This window comes from Streptomyces sp. NPDC045955, assembly GCF_056430805.1.
The window spans coordinates 381307-396436 of record NZ_JBWKKY010000005.1 but is presented as its reverse complement, the minus strand read 5'-3'; the positions used below and the strand labels follow the sequence as shown (position 1 = coordinate 396436).

The window sequence follows — 15130 nt, the reverse complement described above, 5'->3', positions numbered from 1 at the left end:
AATCCCCTCACGCAGGAGGGGACGCCGCGCCGATTCCGGCCACTCGACTCGTCCGGTGGCCGGGACTGATCAGCGCGGCCCGCTAAGCAGAAGGCGTACGGCACGCATGGCGTTAGGGTACCGCAGCCCCCCAGCGCACCGCGACGCGCTTCCGACTGGGCTGTCTCGGCACCCAAAAAGCTGAACATGGGTCAAAAGTTACTTCGCGTAACAACCGCTATGGGACATCACAGCAGCCACATTGTCCTTTGGTAACAACGCAATAACTCAAACCTCGTACTCATGGGTATGGCGCCGCTTAGAGTGCGACAGCGGGACCGCTTTCCCGAACCGCTCGGAGTTGCCCCCATGAACCCTCATCGCAGTAACACCTCGCTACGCCCGGTCACCGGGATGCGAGGAGGCCGGCCGTGACGAACTACGACTCCACGGCAGACGACACGTTTGCCGAGTTCCTCAACTTCGGCGCCGGCGTGCTGTCCCTCGTGTTCCTCACCTGCTCGGTGATCTGGGGCCTCGTCGCCCAGGACCGGGTCCTGCTGGACACGCGCAGGCGCATCCTGGCGCAGGCCGTGCACCGGACCACGGCGGTCGCCTCGATCGTCTTCCTCCTGGTGCACATCGGAGTCAAGCTGGCTCTCGCCCACACCACGTGGGTCGCGGTGTTCATCCCCTTCGGGCTCATCGCCAGCGACAACGACGAGCTCATGGGCCGGTCGTTCCTCGTCGGCCTCGGTACCCTGGCCAGCATGCTCATGATCTTCGTGGGCGTCACCGGCGTGCTGCGCAACCGTTTCGCGTCCCCGGCGCCCGTCGCGGCCCGCTGGCGGGCCATGCACATGCTGGCCTACCCGGCCTGGTGCGCCGCCCTGATCCACGGCCTCTACGCGGGCCGCCAGGCCAAGCCGATCTTCGTCATCCTGTACTGCCTGTCCCTGGCCGGCGTGGCCGGAGCCCTCGCCCTGCGCGCCGCTCCGCGCCCGGTCAAGCGCAAGGTCGCCGACAAGTTCGCCCAGTTCATCGGCCCCGGGGAGGGCCAGGGACGCAGGGACCTGGAGGAGAGCCGGGCCCGGGCGCGCACGGGCTCCGCGCTGCCCGGCTTCGAGAGCCGGGACACGCCCGTGGGGGCCATGGCCTCCCCGTCGGGCCCGCTGTACGAGAAGGCGGAGCGCCCCGCGCCGCAGGAGTCCACGAATGGCTTCGCCGCGGCGTACCGGGCCGTCTCGAGCCCGCCCCTGGGTCAGCAGGCGTTCGCACCGGGGCCGACCGACCGCGCGGAACTGCCGCTGGACATGCAGCCCACCCAGACCATCCCGACCGTGGACGGCCCCTCCAGCACCTCGGGCAACTGGCCGATCCCGTCCCCGCCGCCGGTCGGCGAGGCCCCGCCGTCGGCCTACGACCCGCTCCAGGACACGGGCTTCAACATCCCGCCCTACGACCCCCTGCAGGACACCGGACAAAGCATCCCGGCCTATGGCAATCCAGGCGCCGCCGGCTATGGATCGAGTGACGTGTACGACACGGGTGAGACGAACGCCGTCTACGACACGTACTACCCGAACGACACGTACAACAGCGGTCCCGCCACTGAAACACTGCCCGGTGCGTCCTACGACTTCGACGCACCGGGATCGGGCGAACCTTGGAACACGCCTTCCGGAGGCTTTAAGTGAACGAGGCTTTGCCTGACGTACCCGAAGTCCGCGTGGTCGGCCTTCCCCAGCTCACGTCTGGCTTCGACCTTGTCGATCGGCTCGATCTGCCCATGCACCTGAAGGTGCATGGGCCACTCGAGCCGATGGGCGGCGAGCAGCTCGCGCAACTCGCCGAACGCATCAACCTCAAGGGCCGCGGCGGCGCGGGCTTCCCCTTCCACAAGAAGCTGCGCTCGGTCGCCGAGGCGGCGATCAAGCGCGGCGTCCGCCCGGTCGTCGTCGTGAACGGCAGCGAGGACGAGCCGGCCTGCCGCAAGGACACGGTGCTCATCAACCGTGCCCCGCACCTGATCCTGGACGGCGCGCTGCTGTGCGCCGAAGCACTGGGTGCCCGCACGCTCGTGGTGGGGGTCACCCGTGAGTCCACACAGCGCTCCATGGAGGCCGCGCTCGCCGAACGCGGGCTCAGCAACGGCCGCAGATCGGCTCTGCGCGCGCGTGTGCAGCGCAACCCGGTCCGTATGGTCACCGGCGCCGCCGCGTCGCTGATCCGCTCCATCGACGGTGGCCCGGCCATCCCGCCGGGCCGCAAGGTCAGCGCCTCGCAGAACGGCGTCGGCGGCGCGCCCACGCTGCTGTCCAACGCCGAGACCTTCGCCCAACTGGCCATCGCCGCCCGCATCGGCCCGGAGCGCTACGGCAACACCGGCCTGTACGACGAGCCGGGCACGGTCATGCTCACGGTCTCCGGTGCGGTCGCCCGCCCCATGGTGATCGAGGTCCCGACGGGCGTGCCGCTGCGGTACGTCCTCCAGCTCGCCGGCGCCCCGCCGGTGCCCCAGGGCGTGCTCACCGGCGGCTACCACGGCAAGTGGATCGACGCGGCGACGGTCAACGAGGCGATCGTCTCGCGCAATTCCCTGGACGCCGTGGGCGGTGCGCTCGGTGCCGGCGCGATCCTGCCGATCACTCAGGACACCTGCCCGCTGGGCGAGTCACTGCGCGTGGCCCAGTGGCTGGCGGAGGAGAGCGCGGGCCAGTGCGGTCCCTGCTACCTCGGCCTGCCGGCCGCCGCGCGCGGCATGGAGGACATCCTCAACGGCGGCGGACCGGCCGCCCTGGAGGCGCTCAAGCAGGTCGCCAAGAACGTGAAGCGGCGCGGCGCCTGCTCGCACCCGGACGGCTCCGCGATGTTCCTGGAGTCGACCATCAAGGCGTTCACGGACGACCTGGCCGCCCATGTCCTCGGAAACGGCTGCGGACGGCCCGTGGAGGGCGTGCTGCCGCTCTTCGAGGGCGGCAGGGCCCCTGCGGGCATCCCGGGCGGCGGCGAGTCCGAGGAGAACGGCCCCAGCCGACAGAAGATCTACGTCGACTGGACGCTGTGCCGGGGCCACGGCCTGTGCGCGGACATCCTCCCCGAGGTGTTCCAGCTCGGCGCGGACGGATTCCCCACCGTGGCGCAGGCGCAGGTGCCGCGGTACGCCGAGGCCAAAGCTCTACGCGCGGTGCGCCGCTGTCCGGCGCTGGCCCTGCGCATCGAGGAGGACACGCGCGCTCAGGGCGGCGCGCCGTCCCGCAACCTCCCTGTCCTGTCCCAGGGCCGCGGCCGCCGCGCTCTCGGCCGCTGAACAGACGTCGTACGGCGGGCTTCCCCCAGGGGAGCCCGCCGTAGGCGTACCAGGACTACCGCGCCTGGAGACCGCACACGAAGAAGGCGGGCCATCCGATCGGATGGCCCGCCTTCTCATCTGCTGTGGAGCTAAGGAGAATTGAACTCCTGACCTCCTGCATGCCATGCAGGCGCTCTACCAACTGAGCTATAGCCCCTTGCTGCGCCCCTCCGGGTTTCCCCGGCGGCGACGCCAACATTACTGGTCCTCCGGGCCCAACACCAAATCCATTTCGCCTCGCACGGAGATGCCCGTTATGCCCGACTTGCGCCAACCGTGCGGAGCTAAGCCGTGACGAACGAATAGAACCGCTTGAGCGTGCAGTGCTCCTCCAGAAGCCGGCCGTAGATCGGCTCACCCTCCAGCTCGCGGTACGTCTCGATCGGGTCGCCCTTTATGATCAGCGCCCGTGCGCACTCCTCGCACCAGTACTGGTAGTCGGGATTGATCGGCTCCATGTCGCGGACGATCGGAGTCCCGCTGCCACACCAGTCGCATTTCCGCCTGTGTGCACCCATCGATCAGCTCCAGCTGTGGCCGCAGGCCGTGCACACGTAGGAGATCCCGCCGTTGTCGCCGAGCATCTGGGCCACGTGCGCGGATCCGCAGGAAGGGCAGCTGAGGCGGGTGGACATCTCCCATGTCAACGCTGCTCCGAGGAGGTGGTCGACCTCCTCGAGGATGCTCGCAGGCATCGCTACTCCCTCCCGTCGGGCCGCGCCCCCTTCCGGCCGTTTGATTCTGCCACGACCGGACCAATACGGTCAGCGACGCCTCAGTACCAGTCCGGACACGGCAACCCGGCGGGGCCGTAGAGGTATACGCCTCAGAGTGCCCCGGTGACTCAAGAGGGAGCATGAAAAATCCCGCCCCCTGACGGGAACGGGATCTTGAAGCGTGGAGCTAAGGAGAATTGAACTCCTGACCTCCTGCATGCCATGCAGGCGCTCTACCAACTGAGCTATAGCCCCTCATGTTCCTTCCCGGCGGGCCGGGCGAACAAGAAGAACTTTAGCCTGCGACCTGCCGGAAAGTGAAATCCGGGGTCAGTCGTCGTCGCCGAGCACCGGTTCCGGCAGGGTGCCGGCGTTGTGCTCCAGCAGGCGCCAGCCGCGGGCGCCTTCACCGAGGACGGACCAGCAGCAGTTGGAGAGTCCGCCGAGGCTCTCCCAGTTGTGGGAGTCCAGCGCGAGGAGGCGGCCGATGGTGGTGCGGATGGTGCCGCCGTGGCTGACCACGACGAGCGTGCCGTCCTGGCGGAGCTTCTCGGCGTGCCGCAGCACCACGGGGGCGGCGCGGTCGGCGACCTCGGTCTCCAGCTCGCCGCCGCCACGGCGCACCGGCTCGCCGCGCTTCCAGGCGGCGTACTCGTCGCCGTACCGGGCGATGATCTCCTCGTGCGTCAGGCCCTGCCAGGCGCCCGCGTACGTCTCGCGCAGCGCCTCGTCGTGGGTCACGTCGAGGTCCGTGAGCGCGGCGAGTTCGGCGGCCGTGTCCGCGGCGCGCTTCAGGTCGGAGGCGACGATCGCGTCCGGCTTCAGGGCGACCAGCAGCCGGGCCGCGCGCCGGGCCTGGGCGACGCCGGTCTCGGTGAGCTCGACGTCCGTGGTGCCCTGGAAGCGGCGCTCCACGTTCCACGCGGTCTGGCCGTGCCGCCAGAGGATGATGCGGCGGCCCCGGCCCGTGCCGGCGGACGCCTCAGTGAAGGAGGTCACCGCCACTCACCGTCCAGCTCCGCCGCCTCCTCGGCCGCTCGCAGCTTGGCGTGCTCCTCGGCCTTGCCGCGGGTGGCCTTGGCGTCCTCGGGCAGCTCCAGCTCGGGGCAGTCCTTCCACAGCCGCTCCAGGGCGTAGAAGACGCGCTCCTCGCTGTGCTGGACGTGGACGACGATGTCGACGTAGTCGAGCAGCACCCAGCGGGCCTCGCGGTCGCCCTCGCGGCGCACCGGCTTGGCGCCGAGCTCCTTGTTGAGGCGCTCCTCGATCTCGTCGACGATCGACTTGACCTGGCGGTCGTTGGGCGCGGAGGCCAGCAGGAAGGCGTCCGTGATGGACAGCACGTCACTGACGTCGTAGGCGACGATGTCGTGTGCCAGCTTGTCGGCGGCCGCCTGGGCGGCGGTGTTGATCAGCTCGTGAGAGCGGTCGGTCACGGTCACTACAAGGCTTTCCGTCGGCGGTCACTTGCCACCAAGGGTCTCACGGACCGCCGTGCGCCCCCCACGCGATTACGTGGACCACGTGGGGAGCGCACTCCTGCCGGCTAGTCGGACGACGGCTTGTAGTCCTGCCCGAGGACGACGGCGACGTCGGCGCTCGCCGAGACCCTGCCCTTGGTGACGGAGCCCGGGGGCAGGCCCAGGGTCTTGGCGACCTCGGCCGCGTCGGCCTTGTCGGCGGCGTCGGAGTAGGTGACCTTGGACGTGGCCTGGGCGGAGCCGGGCGTGCCGCCCTCCAGGAAGGTGAAGCCGCCGTTGAGGAGCACGACGCGGGCCTTCTCCGTGTTGTCCTTCACACCGCTGGCGTTCTGGACGGCGACGCTGACGGCGGCGCCCTTGTCGGGGCTCTTGGCGGTGCCGCCGAGGACGTTCTTGACCACCCCCGCACTGGCCTGGGCGCTGAGCGTGCCATCGCCCTGGACGGGCAGCAGGTCCGTCCGGTAGTCGCCGCCCTTGGCCAGGTCGGAGAGCCCGGCGAGGAAGGTGCCGAGGTCCTTGTCGGTCAGGGACGGGTCGAGGATCTGCTGCAACGTCTGGATCGTGGTCGTCGCGGCCTGCGGGTCGGAGGACAGCTTGCGCAGGACGCCCTGCAGGACCTGCCCGAAGCGCTCCAGCTGGGCGTTCTGGGCCTCGCCCGGGGCGCGGTAGGTGGCGTAGGCGACGGCCATCTTGCCGCTGAGGGTCTGGGCCTTGCCCTTGTTGACCAGGGGGGCCTCGCCCTTCTTCTTGGCGTCGGGGTCGGGTACGGCCGTGTCGGTGTCGACGTCGATGTTGCCGACGAGGTCGACGAGGTTCTGCAGGTAGGGGGTGTCCAGGCGCCAGGTGCCCTCGATGTCGGTGCCGAGGACCGTGTCGAGCGCGTCGCGGGTGCCGTCGGAGCCGTCGTCCTCGACCGACTTGGCGAGCGTCGTCGTGGTGCCGTCGTCACTGGTCAGGGCAAGGGAGTTGGGCAGCAGGACGGTGGTGCCCCGCTTGGTGGTCGTGTTGTCCACGAGGAGGGCCGTGGCGGTGCCGCTGCCCTTGATGTCGTGCAGGTGGACGACGATCACGTCGCGCTTCTGGGCGCCCGCGGCCGTCGCCGTGCCCGTCGCGGGGCCGTCGGAGGACAGGCCGGGCAGCTTCCCCGCGTACCAGAGGTAACCGACGCCTCCGACCGCGGCGAGCGCGAGGACGACGGCGAGGGCGACGATCCGGCTGCGGGCGCGGCGCCGGGCCTCCTCGCGGCGCTCGGTGCGGTTCTCGGTGAACTTCAGCCAGTCGATGACGTCTTCGGAGTTGTCGTCGGGCTCCTCGACGAAGGCGAACTGTTCGGTGTGGTAGTCCCGCTGGGGGCCGCCCCGGACGTCACCTTCGTCGGCCGGGCCCGCCTGCTGGGGGATGTGGGCGGTCTGCTCGGCGACGCGGGGCTGCTGGGCCGTACCGGCGCCGGCCGCGGCCCGGCCGTAGGGGTCGTGAGCGGCGGTGCCGCCCTGGTGCTGCCCGGAGGCGTAGGGGTCGTAGGAGCCGTAGCCGGGCTGCTGCCCGCTCGTGCCGTAGTCGTACGCGGGCGGGTGCTGCTGCCCGGCCTGGGCGTACGGGTCGTAGCCGTAGCCCTGCTGTTGCTGCTGGGCGTACGGGTCGTACGGCTGCTGCTGGGTCTGCTGTGCCTGGACCTGCCGGTAGACAGGCCGGCCGTACTCGTCGTAGCCGACGAGTTCGTACTGGTCGCCCCCGTACCCCGGGTCGTATCGGTCGTTCACCGGTGCCCCTCTCGGCTCACTCGCCGCGGTACAGCTCGCGCTTGTCGATATAGCGCACGACTCCGTCCGGCACCAGGTACCAGATGGGGTCGCCCTTGGCGACTCTCGCACGGCAGTCCGTGGAGGAGATGGCGAGGGCGGGCACCTCGACGAGCGAGACACCGCCCTCCGGGAGTCCTGGGTCGTTCAGGTGGTGCCCCGGCCGGGTGACCCCGATGAAGTGCGCGAGGGAGATCAGTTCCTCGCTGTCCCGCCAGGTGAGGATCTGGGAGAGCGCGTCGGCGCCGGTGATGAAGAACAGGTCCGTGTCGGGGTTGAGCGCGCGCAGATCGCGCAGCGTGTCCACCGTGTAGGTGGGGCCGCCGCGGTCGATGTCGATGCGGCTCACGGAGAACTGGGGGTTCTCCGCGGTCGCGATGACCGTCATCAGGTAGCGGTCCTCGGCCGGGGAGACCTTGCGGTGGCTCTTCTGCCAGGGCTGGCCGGTCGGGACGAAGACCACCTCGTCGAGGTGGAACGCAGCGGCGACCTCGCTGGCCGCCACCAGGTGCCCGTGGTGGATCGGGTCGAAGGTGCCGCCCATGACGCCGAGGCGGCGCTTGCCCGGCTGGGGCCGGCCGTTTCCGGGACCGTCGATCTGGCGGTGCTCCGTCGCGGCACGCCGGGGCTCCGAGTGTCGCTCGGTGCCGCTCGCCGTGTCCTGTGCCGGGTCGTACGGCGTCTCGTTCGCCGGACCGGTAGGCATGTCCTGCTCTCCCATGCGTGCAGACCCTACCGGCCCCGCCTGAGGGCTCCGGCCGCCCCCGTGGTCCCCGGGGCGCCCCGCGCGGGGCGCCCGGCCGGGCTCAGCGGTCGCGGTTGAAGCGGGTGGTGATCCACAGCAGGAGCAGCAGGGCGAAGAGGGCGCCGCCACCGGTGAGGTAGGGGCTGAGGCTCTCGTGGTTACCGCCGTGCTCCTCGCCCTCGGCGGCGAGGGTGACCAACTGGGCAGCGGTGCTGTGGAAGCTCATCTTCGGCAGGACCTATCGCGTGTGGGCGGGTTAAAGACGTCGGCTCATCGTAAGCGGGCGCCCCGACCGCGATCACCCCGACTCCGCCTGTTGTGACACGGAGACGGTGCGCGGTCCCGCCCGGCCCGGTCCCGGGGCCCGGCGGGGAACCTTCCCGGTGGCTCAGTCGTCCTTCCGTCTGTAGCCACGCAGCAGGAACCACGCGGTCAGCACACAGCCCACGATCATCACGAGCAGGACGTACCGCAGCATCCCCGGCCCCCCTTGCCGCTCGGCGGCGGTCGCGGCCTCGGCGAGCCAGGCGGCTGCGGGGTGGTGCTCCATGGCGGTGGTCTCCTTCGCTGCACTGCCCGACCACCGTAACTCCGCCTAGGCTGGGCTCTGCCTCGGGGAAGCAAAAGGCCGCACAAGGGGCCGCAAAGGCCATACAGACGCACATGGGGGAAGACATGTCCGACGGCCACGAGCACAACGGGCACGAGCACGTGCCGAGCAGGCAGCGCAGGCGCTTCCCCGGAATCTCCTCGCGTACGTACGAGCACCCGGCCGACCGCTCCGCCCTGGTCGCCCTGCGCAAGCTGAGCGGTTTCGACACGGTGTTCAAGGCGCTCAGCGGCCTGCTGCCCGAGCGCAGTCTGCGGCTGCTGTTCCTGTCCGACTCGGTGCGGGTGTCGGACCAGCAGTTCTCGCATCTGAACGTGATGCTGCGGGACGCCTGCTACATCCTGGACCTGGAGAAGGTCCCGCCGATGTACGTGAACCAGGACCCGCAGCCGAACGCGATGTGCATCGGCCTGGACGAGCCGATCATCGTCGTCACGACGGGGCTCGTCGAGCTGCTCGACGAGGAGGAGATGCGGGCGGTCATCGGGCACGAGGTGGGGCACGCGCTGTCCGGGCACTCGGTCTACCGAACCATCCTGCTGTTCCTGACCAGCCTCGCCGTCCGGGTCGCCTGGATCCCGCTGGGCAACCTCGCGATCATGGCGATCGTGACCGGGCTGCGGGAGTGGTTCCGCAAGTCGGAGCTGTCCGCGGACCGGGCGGGGCTGCTGGTCGGGCAGGACCTCCAGGCCTCCATGCGGGGCCTGATGAAGATCGCGGGCGGCAACCACCTGCACGAGATGAACGTGGACGCGTTCCTCGCCCAGGCCGATGAGTACGAGGCCGGGGGCGACCTGCGCGACTCGGTGCTGAAGATCCTGAACGTGCTGCCGCGCTCCCACCCCTTCACCACCGTGCGGGCCGCCGAGCTGAAGAAGTGGGCGGAGTCGCGGGACTACCAGCGGATCATGGACGGCCACTACCCGCGGCGCGACGAGGACAAGGACACCTCGGTACGGGACTCCTGGCGGGACTCGGCGAACCACTACACGACCCATGTGAAGAACTCCAAGGACCCGCTGATGAAGCTGGTCACGGACCTCGCCGGAGGCGCCGGCGACCTGGGCGACCGTGTCCGCCGGGGCTTCGGCGGTTTCGCGAACCCGGCTCAGAAGCCGCCCCGGGGGCCCGAGACGCCGGGCCCGTCGGACTCCCCGGGAGACGACCAGCCGCCGCGGGACGACAGCTGAGGAGCTCGGAGGAGCACCGGGAAGACCACAGCGTCAGCGCCGACGGGAGCGCCCCGGAAGCCCGGAAGCCCGCCCTCACACCCTCGGCTGCGCGCTCGTCGCCAGGGTGCCGCACAGGGCCGTGGCGCTGCCCGTGGCGTAGGGGTCCGTGCCCGCGGGGCCGCCTTCCTTGGCCGTCTGGCCGGCCAGGAGGGGGCGCAGGTGGTTCGTGGAGTCCTCGGCGCAGGAGAGCGGGCCGGCCTGGACATAGGAGACGACCAGCTGGCCCTGGTGCAGGCGCAGGTCGTCGCGGTCGAAGCGGAAGTGCAGCTCGCGCCGGACGGTGAACAGGGACACCTCGGCCTTGCCACCGGCCCCGGCCGGCCGCAGCGCGTACACGAGCGTGTGGTCGGCGGTGACCTCCAGCGTGGACGAGTCGACCTCGGCGGCCTGGAGCGTGCCCTGGACCCGCACCCTGCGGTCGGCCAGCTCGGCGCGGGAGGGGTCGAAGCGGACGAGCCAGCCGGTGGGCGCGTGGCGTCCGTCCGCGGTGGGCCGGGCGAAGCTCTGGTCGAACTGGTCCAGCTGGTCGGGGTCCAGCAGGACGCGGACGGCGCGGACCTCACCGCCCATGAGCACGTCCGGGTCGAGGGCGGAGCGGACGACGTAGTCCTTGGCGGTGGTCAGGGCGCTGACGACCTGGCTGTCCGAGAAGTGCGCGGTGCGCCGCGAGGCGGGCAGCGGCACGCCCTCCGCGCCGCTCTTGAACTGCGCGGCGGGGCTGCGCTCGTACAGGTACGCCGTGTCGGCCGTGCCGGGCACCTTGCCCTCGGGGGCGAGCGGGATGACGGTCATCCGCAGGGGCTCGGCGGACTCCCGGGCGGCGGGGGTCTGGTAGGGGTGGCGTACCCCCATGTAGATCGCGGTGCCGAAGGCGACGGCGATCAGCAGGACCAGGACCAGTGCCTGCCGGGACAGGCCCCGACGCAGGGGCGGCCGGCGTCGCACGGCGGGCGCGTGGTCGGCGATGCGCTCCTGCGCGGAGAACTCCTGGAGGCGGGCAGCACGGACGAACGACTCGTCGAAGACGACGGATCGATACTCGTCCTCTCCACCTCCGGGAGCGCCCTCTGGTGTCCCCTCAGGTGGGTCTCCAGGCCCGCCCATATCTTCAGGGTAGGTCTCCGGAAGCTCGGGTAAACGCCCGGCCACACCACAAGTTCTGACAGGTCCTCACCAGGACGGGGCGGGTTCCGGTCAGGGGTTGCGCGGGATCACCGAGACGGCAGGCTGGGAGTAGTCGGCGGAAGCGGAGGGAGCCGCCCCGCTGCCCTGTTCCAGCCCGGTCGAGGTGGGCGCCGGCACGGGCTCCTCGCGGTTGGAGGACGCGCCCCGGTAGACCGCGGTGAAGGCCAGCGCGACCATGCCGATGCCCATCACGAGGGCGAGCAGCCAGGCGACGGGGCGGTGCCAGCGGACCTGTTTGGAGTACGGCCCCGTGCCGCCGTAGCGGTCCTCGAGGATGTCGGGGTCGTCCAGCTCGTCCGGTTCGGGATCATGGCCGAAATCGCCGTGCCCGTCCGGGCCGTACCCGTCGTCGTACCGCTCGCCTCTGGAGTGGGCGCGGCGCGCCTCCGCCTCGGAGGCCTCGGCTCTCGCCCTGGCGGCGGCCAGGAGGCGCTCCACGGCGGTCGGCTCGTGCACCACGGCCGCGCGTACGAAGGCCTCGTCGAAGACCACGGAGGCGAACTCTTCGTCCGACACCCCGCGGTCGTGGTCGTCGTCGGGCTCCCGGCCGTCAGGAAACGGCGTGCCCCCCACGTCCTCCGGCACGCTTCCAGAGTAGACCTGGGGTGTCATTTTGGGCAGACGGTAGGGAGATTCATCCGCCGGTTGAGACGGCGTTCACGGGGTGCCGCACGGCGCACGCGCGGCCCGGCCACCCCCGCCGCACACACATGCGCCGCCTTGCAGACCCCGCGGCGGGCGCTCAGCGCCGCACGTGCCCGTCCCCGGTGACGATGTACTTCGTGCTGGTCAGCTCGGGCAGCCCCATCGGGCCGCGGGCGTGCAGCTTCTGCGTGGAGATGCCGATCTCGGCGCCGAAGCCGAACTGGCCGCCGTCGGTGAATCGGGTGGAGGCGTTGACCGCGACCGTGGTCGAGTCGACCAGCTGGGTGAAGCGGCGGGCGGCCTGCTGGGAGGTCGTGACGATGGCCTCGGTGTGGCCGGAGGTCCACAGCCGGATGTGCTCGACCGCCTTGTCCAGCGAGTCCACGACGGCCGCGGCGATGTCGTACGACAGGTACTCCGTCTCCCAGTCCTCGGCCGTCGCCTCGACGACCGTGGCCTTGGAGTCCTTGGCGTGGGCCAGGACACGCTCGTCGGCGTGTACGGTGACCCCGGCCTCCGCGAGGGCGTCCAGGGCCCGCGGCAGGAACTCGGCGGCGATGTCCTGGTGGACCAGCAGGGTCTCGGCGGCGTTGCAGACGCCGACGCGCTGGGCCTTGGAGTTGATCAGGATCTCGACGGCCATGTCGAGGTCGGCCTGGGCGTCGACGTAGACGTGGCAGTTGCCGGTGCCGGTCTCGATGACCGGGACGACGGACTCCTGGACGACCGTGTTGATCAGGGAGGCGCCGCCGCGCGGGATGAGCACGTCGACCAGGCCGCGGGCGCGCATCAGCTCGCGCACGCTGTCGCGGCTCTCGCCGGGCACGAGCTGGATGGCGTCGGCGGGCAGCCCCGCCCCGCCCACGGCGTCGCGCAGGACGCGCACGAGGGCGCTGTTCGACTGGTACGCCGAGGACGAGCCGCGCAGCAGGACGGCGTTGCCGGACTTCAGGCAGAGGGCGGCGGCGTCGACGGTGACGTTCGGCCGGCCCTCGTAGATGATCCCGACGACGCCGAGCGGCACGCGGACCTGGCGCAGGTCGATGCCGTTGGGCAGCGTGGAGCCGCGCACGACCTCGCCGACCGGGTCGGGCAGCGCGGCGACGTCGCGGACGTCCGAGGCGATGGCGCGGACCCGCTCGGGGGTGAGCGTGAGCCGGTCGATCATGCCCTCGCTGATTCCGGCCTCGCGGGCCTTGGCGACGTCCTTGGCGTTGGCCTCGACGATCTCGCTCGTGCGGACCTCCAGCGCGTCGGCGATGGCGAGCAGCGCGTCGTCCTTGTCGGCCCGTGGCAGCGGCGCGAGGCTCGCGGCGGCGGCCTTGGCGCGGTAGGCGGCCTCGGTGACCGGGGACATGGAGTCGTACGGCGAAAGCGTGGTCATAAGGGAAGCGTAGTGTGCCGGGCTGGACCGTTCACGGCGCGTTCCACACCCCGAGACACCTCCCGAGACATCCGCCGGAGCGGGTCAGAACGGATGAACTCCGACCGGCGACGCCGGCGGGGGCCCGTAGCCCTCGGCGATGCGCTGGTGGTAGGTGGCTCGGTCGATGACCTCCAGGCCGACGATCTCCCAGGGCGGCAGCCCGGCGCTCTGCCGGTGCTCGCCCCACAGGCGCAGGGCGACGGCGGCCGCGTCGTGCAGGTCGCGGGCCTCCTCCCAGTAGCGGATCTCCGCGTGGTCGACGGCGTATCGGCTGGTCAGGAGGAAGGGGTGGTCGTGGGCGAGCTGTTCCAGGGCACGCCGGACCTCGGGGAGCGGGGCCTCCTTGCCGGAGACGCTGAGGGTGACGTGCCACAGGCGCGGGGTGTCACCGGGCTCCTCGCCCTCGAAGCGGCCCCCCGCCGCCACGCTCGTCAGGGCCCGCTCCTCACCGGCCGCGCGGGAGCCGGTACCACCACGGGACGCCGCGGCCCCAGGGCGCACTCGTCTCACGACGGCCTCCTTTGCACTGTGGCGCTGCTGCGGAATATGTCCCCGGGACAAAGTTGAGCAGGCCGCAGGAGATCGCGGGGCGGTTTTGCGGAACGTCCACCACCGGGGGCGGACGTTTCGACACATTACGGGTGCAGGAGCACCAGGTCGTCCCTGTGTACGACCTCGCGTTCGTACGCGGGTCCGAGTTCACGGGCGAGTTCCCGGGTGGAGCGGCCGATCAGCCGGGGGATCTCCTTGGCGTCGAAGTTGACGAGCCCGCGGGCGACGGCGTGCCCCGTGTCGTCCCGCAGCTCGACCGGGTCGCCGGCGCTGAACTCGCCCTCGACGGCGGCGATGCCGGCCGGGAGCAGCGATTTGCGGCGCTCCACGACGGCCTGGACGGCGCCGTCGTCCAGGGTGAGGGAGCCCTGCGGGGTGGAAGCGTGCTGGAGCCACAGCAGCCGGTCCGCGGAGCGTTTGCCGGTGGGGTGGAAGAAGGTTCCGGTGTCCTGGCCGGTCAGGGCGTCGGCCGCGTGGACGGCGCTGGTGAGCACGACGGGGATGCCTGCGGCGGCGGCGATCCGGGCGGCCTCGACCTTGGTGACCATGCCGCCGGTGCCGACGCCGGCCTTGCCCGCGCTGCCGATCTCGACGCCCGCGAGATCGGACGGGTCACGCACCTCCGCGATGCGGGAGGTGCCGGGCTTGCCGGGGTCGCCGTCGTAGACGCCGTCCACGTCGGACAGCAGGACCAGCAGGTCGGCGCGGACGAGGTGGGCGACGAGGGCGGCGAGGCGGTCGTTGTCACCGAAGCGGATCTCGTCCGTGGCGACGGTGTCGTTCTCGTTGACGATCGGGAACGCGCCCATCGCTAGCAGCTTGTCCAGGGTGCGGGAGGCGTTGCGGTGGTGGGCGCGACGGCTCATGTCGTCGGAGGTCAGGAGCACCTGGCCGACGCCGACGCCGTAACGGGCGAAGGAGGCGGTGTAGCGGGCGACCAGCAGGCCCTGGCCGACGCTGGCGGCGGCCTGCTGCCGGGCGAGGTCCCTGGGGCGGCGGCGCAGGCCCAGCGGGGCGAGGCCCGCGGCGATGGCGCCCGAGGAGACCAGGACGATCTCGCGCTCCCCACCGCTGCGCACCTTGGCGAGCACGTCGACCAGCGCGTCCACGCGGTCCGCGTCCAGGCCGCCCGAGGCGGTGGTCAGCGAGGAGGATCCGACCTTGACGACGATCCTGCGGGCCTCGCCCACGGCCTGCCTTGCCCCTGCCACGTCCCCGTCCGTCCCCTCGCGTCGATCCGTTCGCTCACCAGGAAATCTACGGGACGGGCGGAGCGGGCGCGGCGCCGGTCCACGCTACGGACGGTGCTGCTCACGTCACGGGAGCGCCGTCGCCCTGCTTCGGTGCCACCCCACCCCACGACAGGAACGTGATCTTCCGCTACGGTCCACGACACGCGGGACGGCAG

The 15130-nt window shown here is 71.1% G+C and carries 16 protein-coding genes and 2 tRNA genes; 3 read left to right on the top strand and 15 right to left on the bottom strand.

The features are described from left to right. The first annotated feature begins 410 nt into the window (after positions 1-410). Positions 411-1676: a cytochrome b/b6 domain-containing protein gene (locus AC07F0_RS13305; protein ID WP_478978013.1), complete on the top strand. Its 1266-nt coding sequence runs from the start codon at positions 411-413 to the stop codon at positions 1674-1676. Then, positions 1673-3289, top strand: a complete 1617-nt coding sequence (locus AC07F0_RS13300; RefSeq protein ID WP_478978010.1) for an NADH-ubiquinone oxidoreductase-F iron-sulfur binding region domain-containing protein — start codon at positions 1673-1675, stop codon at positions 3287-3289. The genes AC07F0_RS13305 and AC07F0_RS13300 overlap by 4 nt, the downstream gene beginning before the upstream one ends. Positions 3290-3415: 126 nt before the next feature. Here AC07F0_RS13300 and AC07F0_RS13295 read toward each other — a convergent pair. The 10 genes from AC07F0_RS13295 to AC07F0_RS13250 all read right to left on the bottom strand — a co-directional run bounded on the left by AC07F0_RS13295 (position 3416) and on the right by AC07F0_RS13250 (position 8622). After that, positions 3416-3488, bottom strand: a tRNA-Ala gene (locus AC07F0_RS13295). Positions 3489-3615: 127 nt separating this feature from the next. Further along, positions 3616-3849 carry a hypothetical protein gene (locus tag AC07F0_RS13290; protein WP_006136074.1) on the bottom strand — a complete coding sequence of 78 codons (234 nt, stop codon included), beginning with the start codon at positions 3847-3849 and terminating at the stop codon, positions 3616-3618. Positions 3850-3852: 3 nt separating this feature from the next. Further along, positions 3853-4026: a hypothetical protein gene (locus AC07F0_RS13285; protein WP_356924112.1), complete on the bottom strand. Its 174-nt coding sequence runs from the start codon at positions 4024-4026 to the stop codon at positions 3853-3855. A 203-nt stretch (positions 4027-4229) separates the two neighbouring features. Continuing rightward, positions 4230-4302 (bottom strand) — tRNA-Ala (locus AC07F0_RS13280). Between the two features lie 75 nt (positions 4303-4377). Next, complete coding sequence (locus AC07F0_RS13275) at positions 4378-5052, bottom strand: histidine phosphatase family protein (protein WP_478978007.1); 675 nt, start codon at positions 5050-5052, stop codon at positions 4378-4380. After that, positions 5043-5489, bottom strand: coding sequence for a ribosome silencing factor (rsfS, locus tag AC07F0_RS13270; protein WP_436727048.1), 447 nt, complete (start codon positions 5487-5489; stop codon positions 5043-5045). The genes AC07F0_RS13275 and rsfS overlap by 10 nt, the downstream gene beginning before the upstream one ends. A gap of 104 nt (positions 5490-5593) precedes the next feature. Further along, complete coding sequence (locus tag AC07F0_RS13265) at positions 5594-7288, bottom strand: LCP family protein (RefSeq protein ID WP_478978004.1); 1695 nt, start codon at positions 7286-7288, stop codon at positions 5594-5596. A gap of 16 nt (positions 7289-7304) precedes the next feature. Next, entirely contained in the window at positions 7305-8048 is a 744-nt protein-coding gene (gene nadD, locus AC07F0_RS13260) for a nicotinate-nucleotide adenylyltransferase (protein WP_399408900.1), read from the bottom strand. 85 nt (positions 8049-8133) lie between these two features. Beyond that, positions 8134-8298, bottom strand: a complete 165-nt coding sequence (locus AC07F0_RS13255; RefSeq protein ID WP_010041970.1) for a hypothetical protein — start codon at positions 8296-8298, stop codon at positions 8134-8136. 162 nt (positions 8299-8460) lie between these two features. Further along, positions 8461-8622, bottom strand: a complete 162-nt coding sequence (locus tag AC07F0_RS13250; protein ID WP_356924107.1) for a hypothetical protein — start codon at positions 8620-8622, stop codon at positions 8461-8463. A 125-nt stretch (positions 8623-8747) separates the two neighbouring features. On the opposite strand from AC07F0_RS13250, the gene AC07F0_RS13245 reads away from it, so the two are divergent. Continuing rightward, the gene (locus AC07F0_RS13245) at positions 8748-9872 is read left to right on the top strand and encodes a M48 family metallopeptidase (RefSeq protein WP_478978239.1); all 1125 of its coding nucleotides are present in this window, start codon (positions 8748-8750) and stop codon (positions 9870-9872) included. Between the two features lie 75 nt (positions 9873-9947). On the opposite strand, the gene AC07F0_RS13240 is transcribed toward AC07F0_RS13245, so the two are convergent. The 5 genes from AC07F0_RS13240 to proB form a co-directional block, all read right to left on the bottom strand. Beyond that, positions 9948-11018 carry an SCO2583 family membrane protein gene (locus AC07F0_RS13240; RefSeq protein WP_478978001.1) on the bottom strand — a complete coding sequence of 357 codons (1071 nt, stop codon included), beginning with the start codon at positions 11016-11018 and terminating at the stop codon, positions 9948-9950. Positions 11019-11108: 90 nt separating this feature from the next. Beyond that, a complete protein-coding gene (locus tag AC07F0_RS13235; RefSeq protein ID WP_478977998.1) occupies positions 11109-11684 on the bottom strand; it encodes an SCO2584 family spore wall biosynthesis protein in 576 nt (191 codons plus the stop codon). 157 nt (positions 11685-11841) lie between these two features. Next, positions 11842-13128 carry a glutamate-5-semialdehyde dehydrogenase gene (locus tag AC07F0_RS13230; RefSeq protein ID WP_478977995.1) on the bottom strand — a complete coding sequence of 429 codons (1287 nt, stop codon included), beginning with the start codon at positions 13126-13128 and terminating at the stop codon, positions 11842-11844. Between the two features lie 84 nt (positions 13129-13212). Continuing rightward, the gene (locus AC07F0_RS13225) at positions 13213-13671 is read right to left on the bottom strand and encodes a hypothetical protein (protein WP_478978236.1); all 459 of its coding nucleotides are present in this window, start codon (positions 13669-13671) and stop codon (positions 13213-13215) included. Positions 13672-13805: 134 nt separating this feature from the next. Further along, positions 13806-14912: a glutamate 5-kinase gene (proB, locus tag AC07F0_RS13220; RefSeq protein WP_478978233.1), complete on the bottom strand. Its 1107-nt coding sequence runs from the start codon at positions 14910-14912 to the stop codon at positions 13806-13808. Positions 14913-15130: the final 218 nt, after the last annotated feature.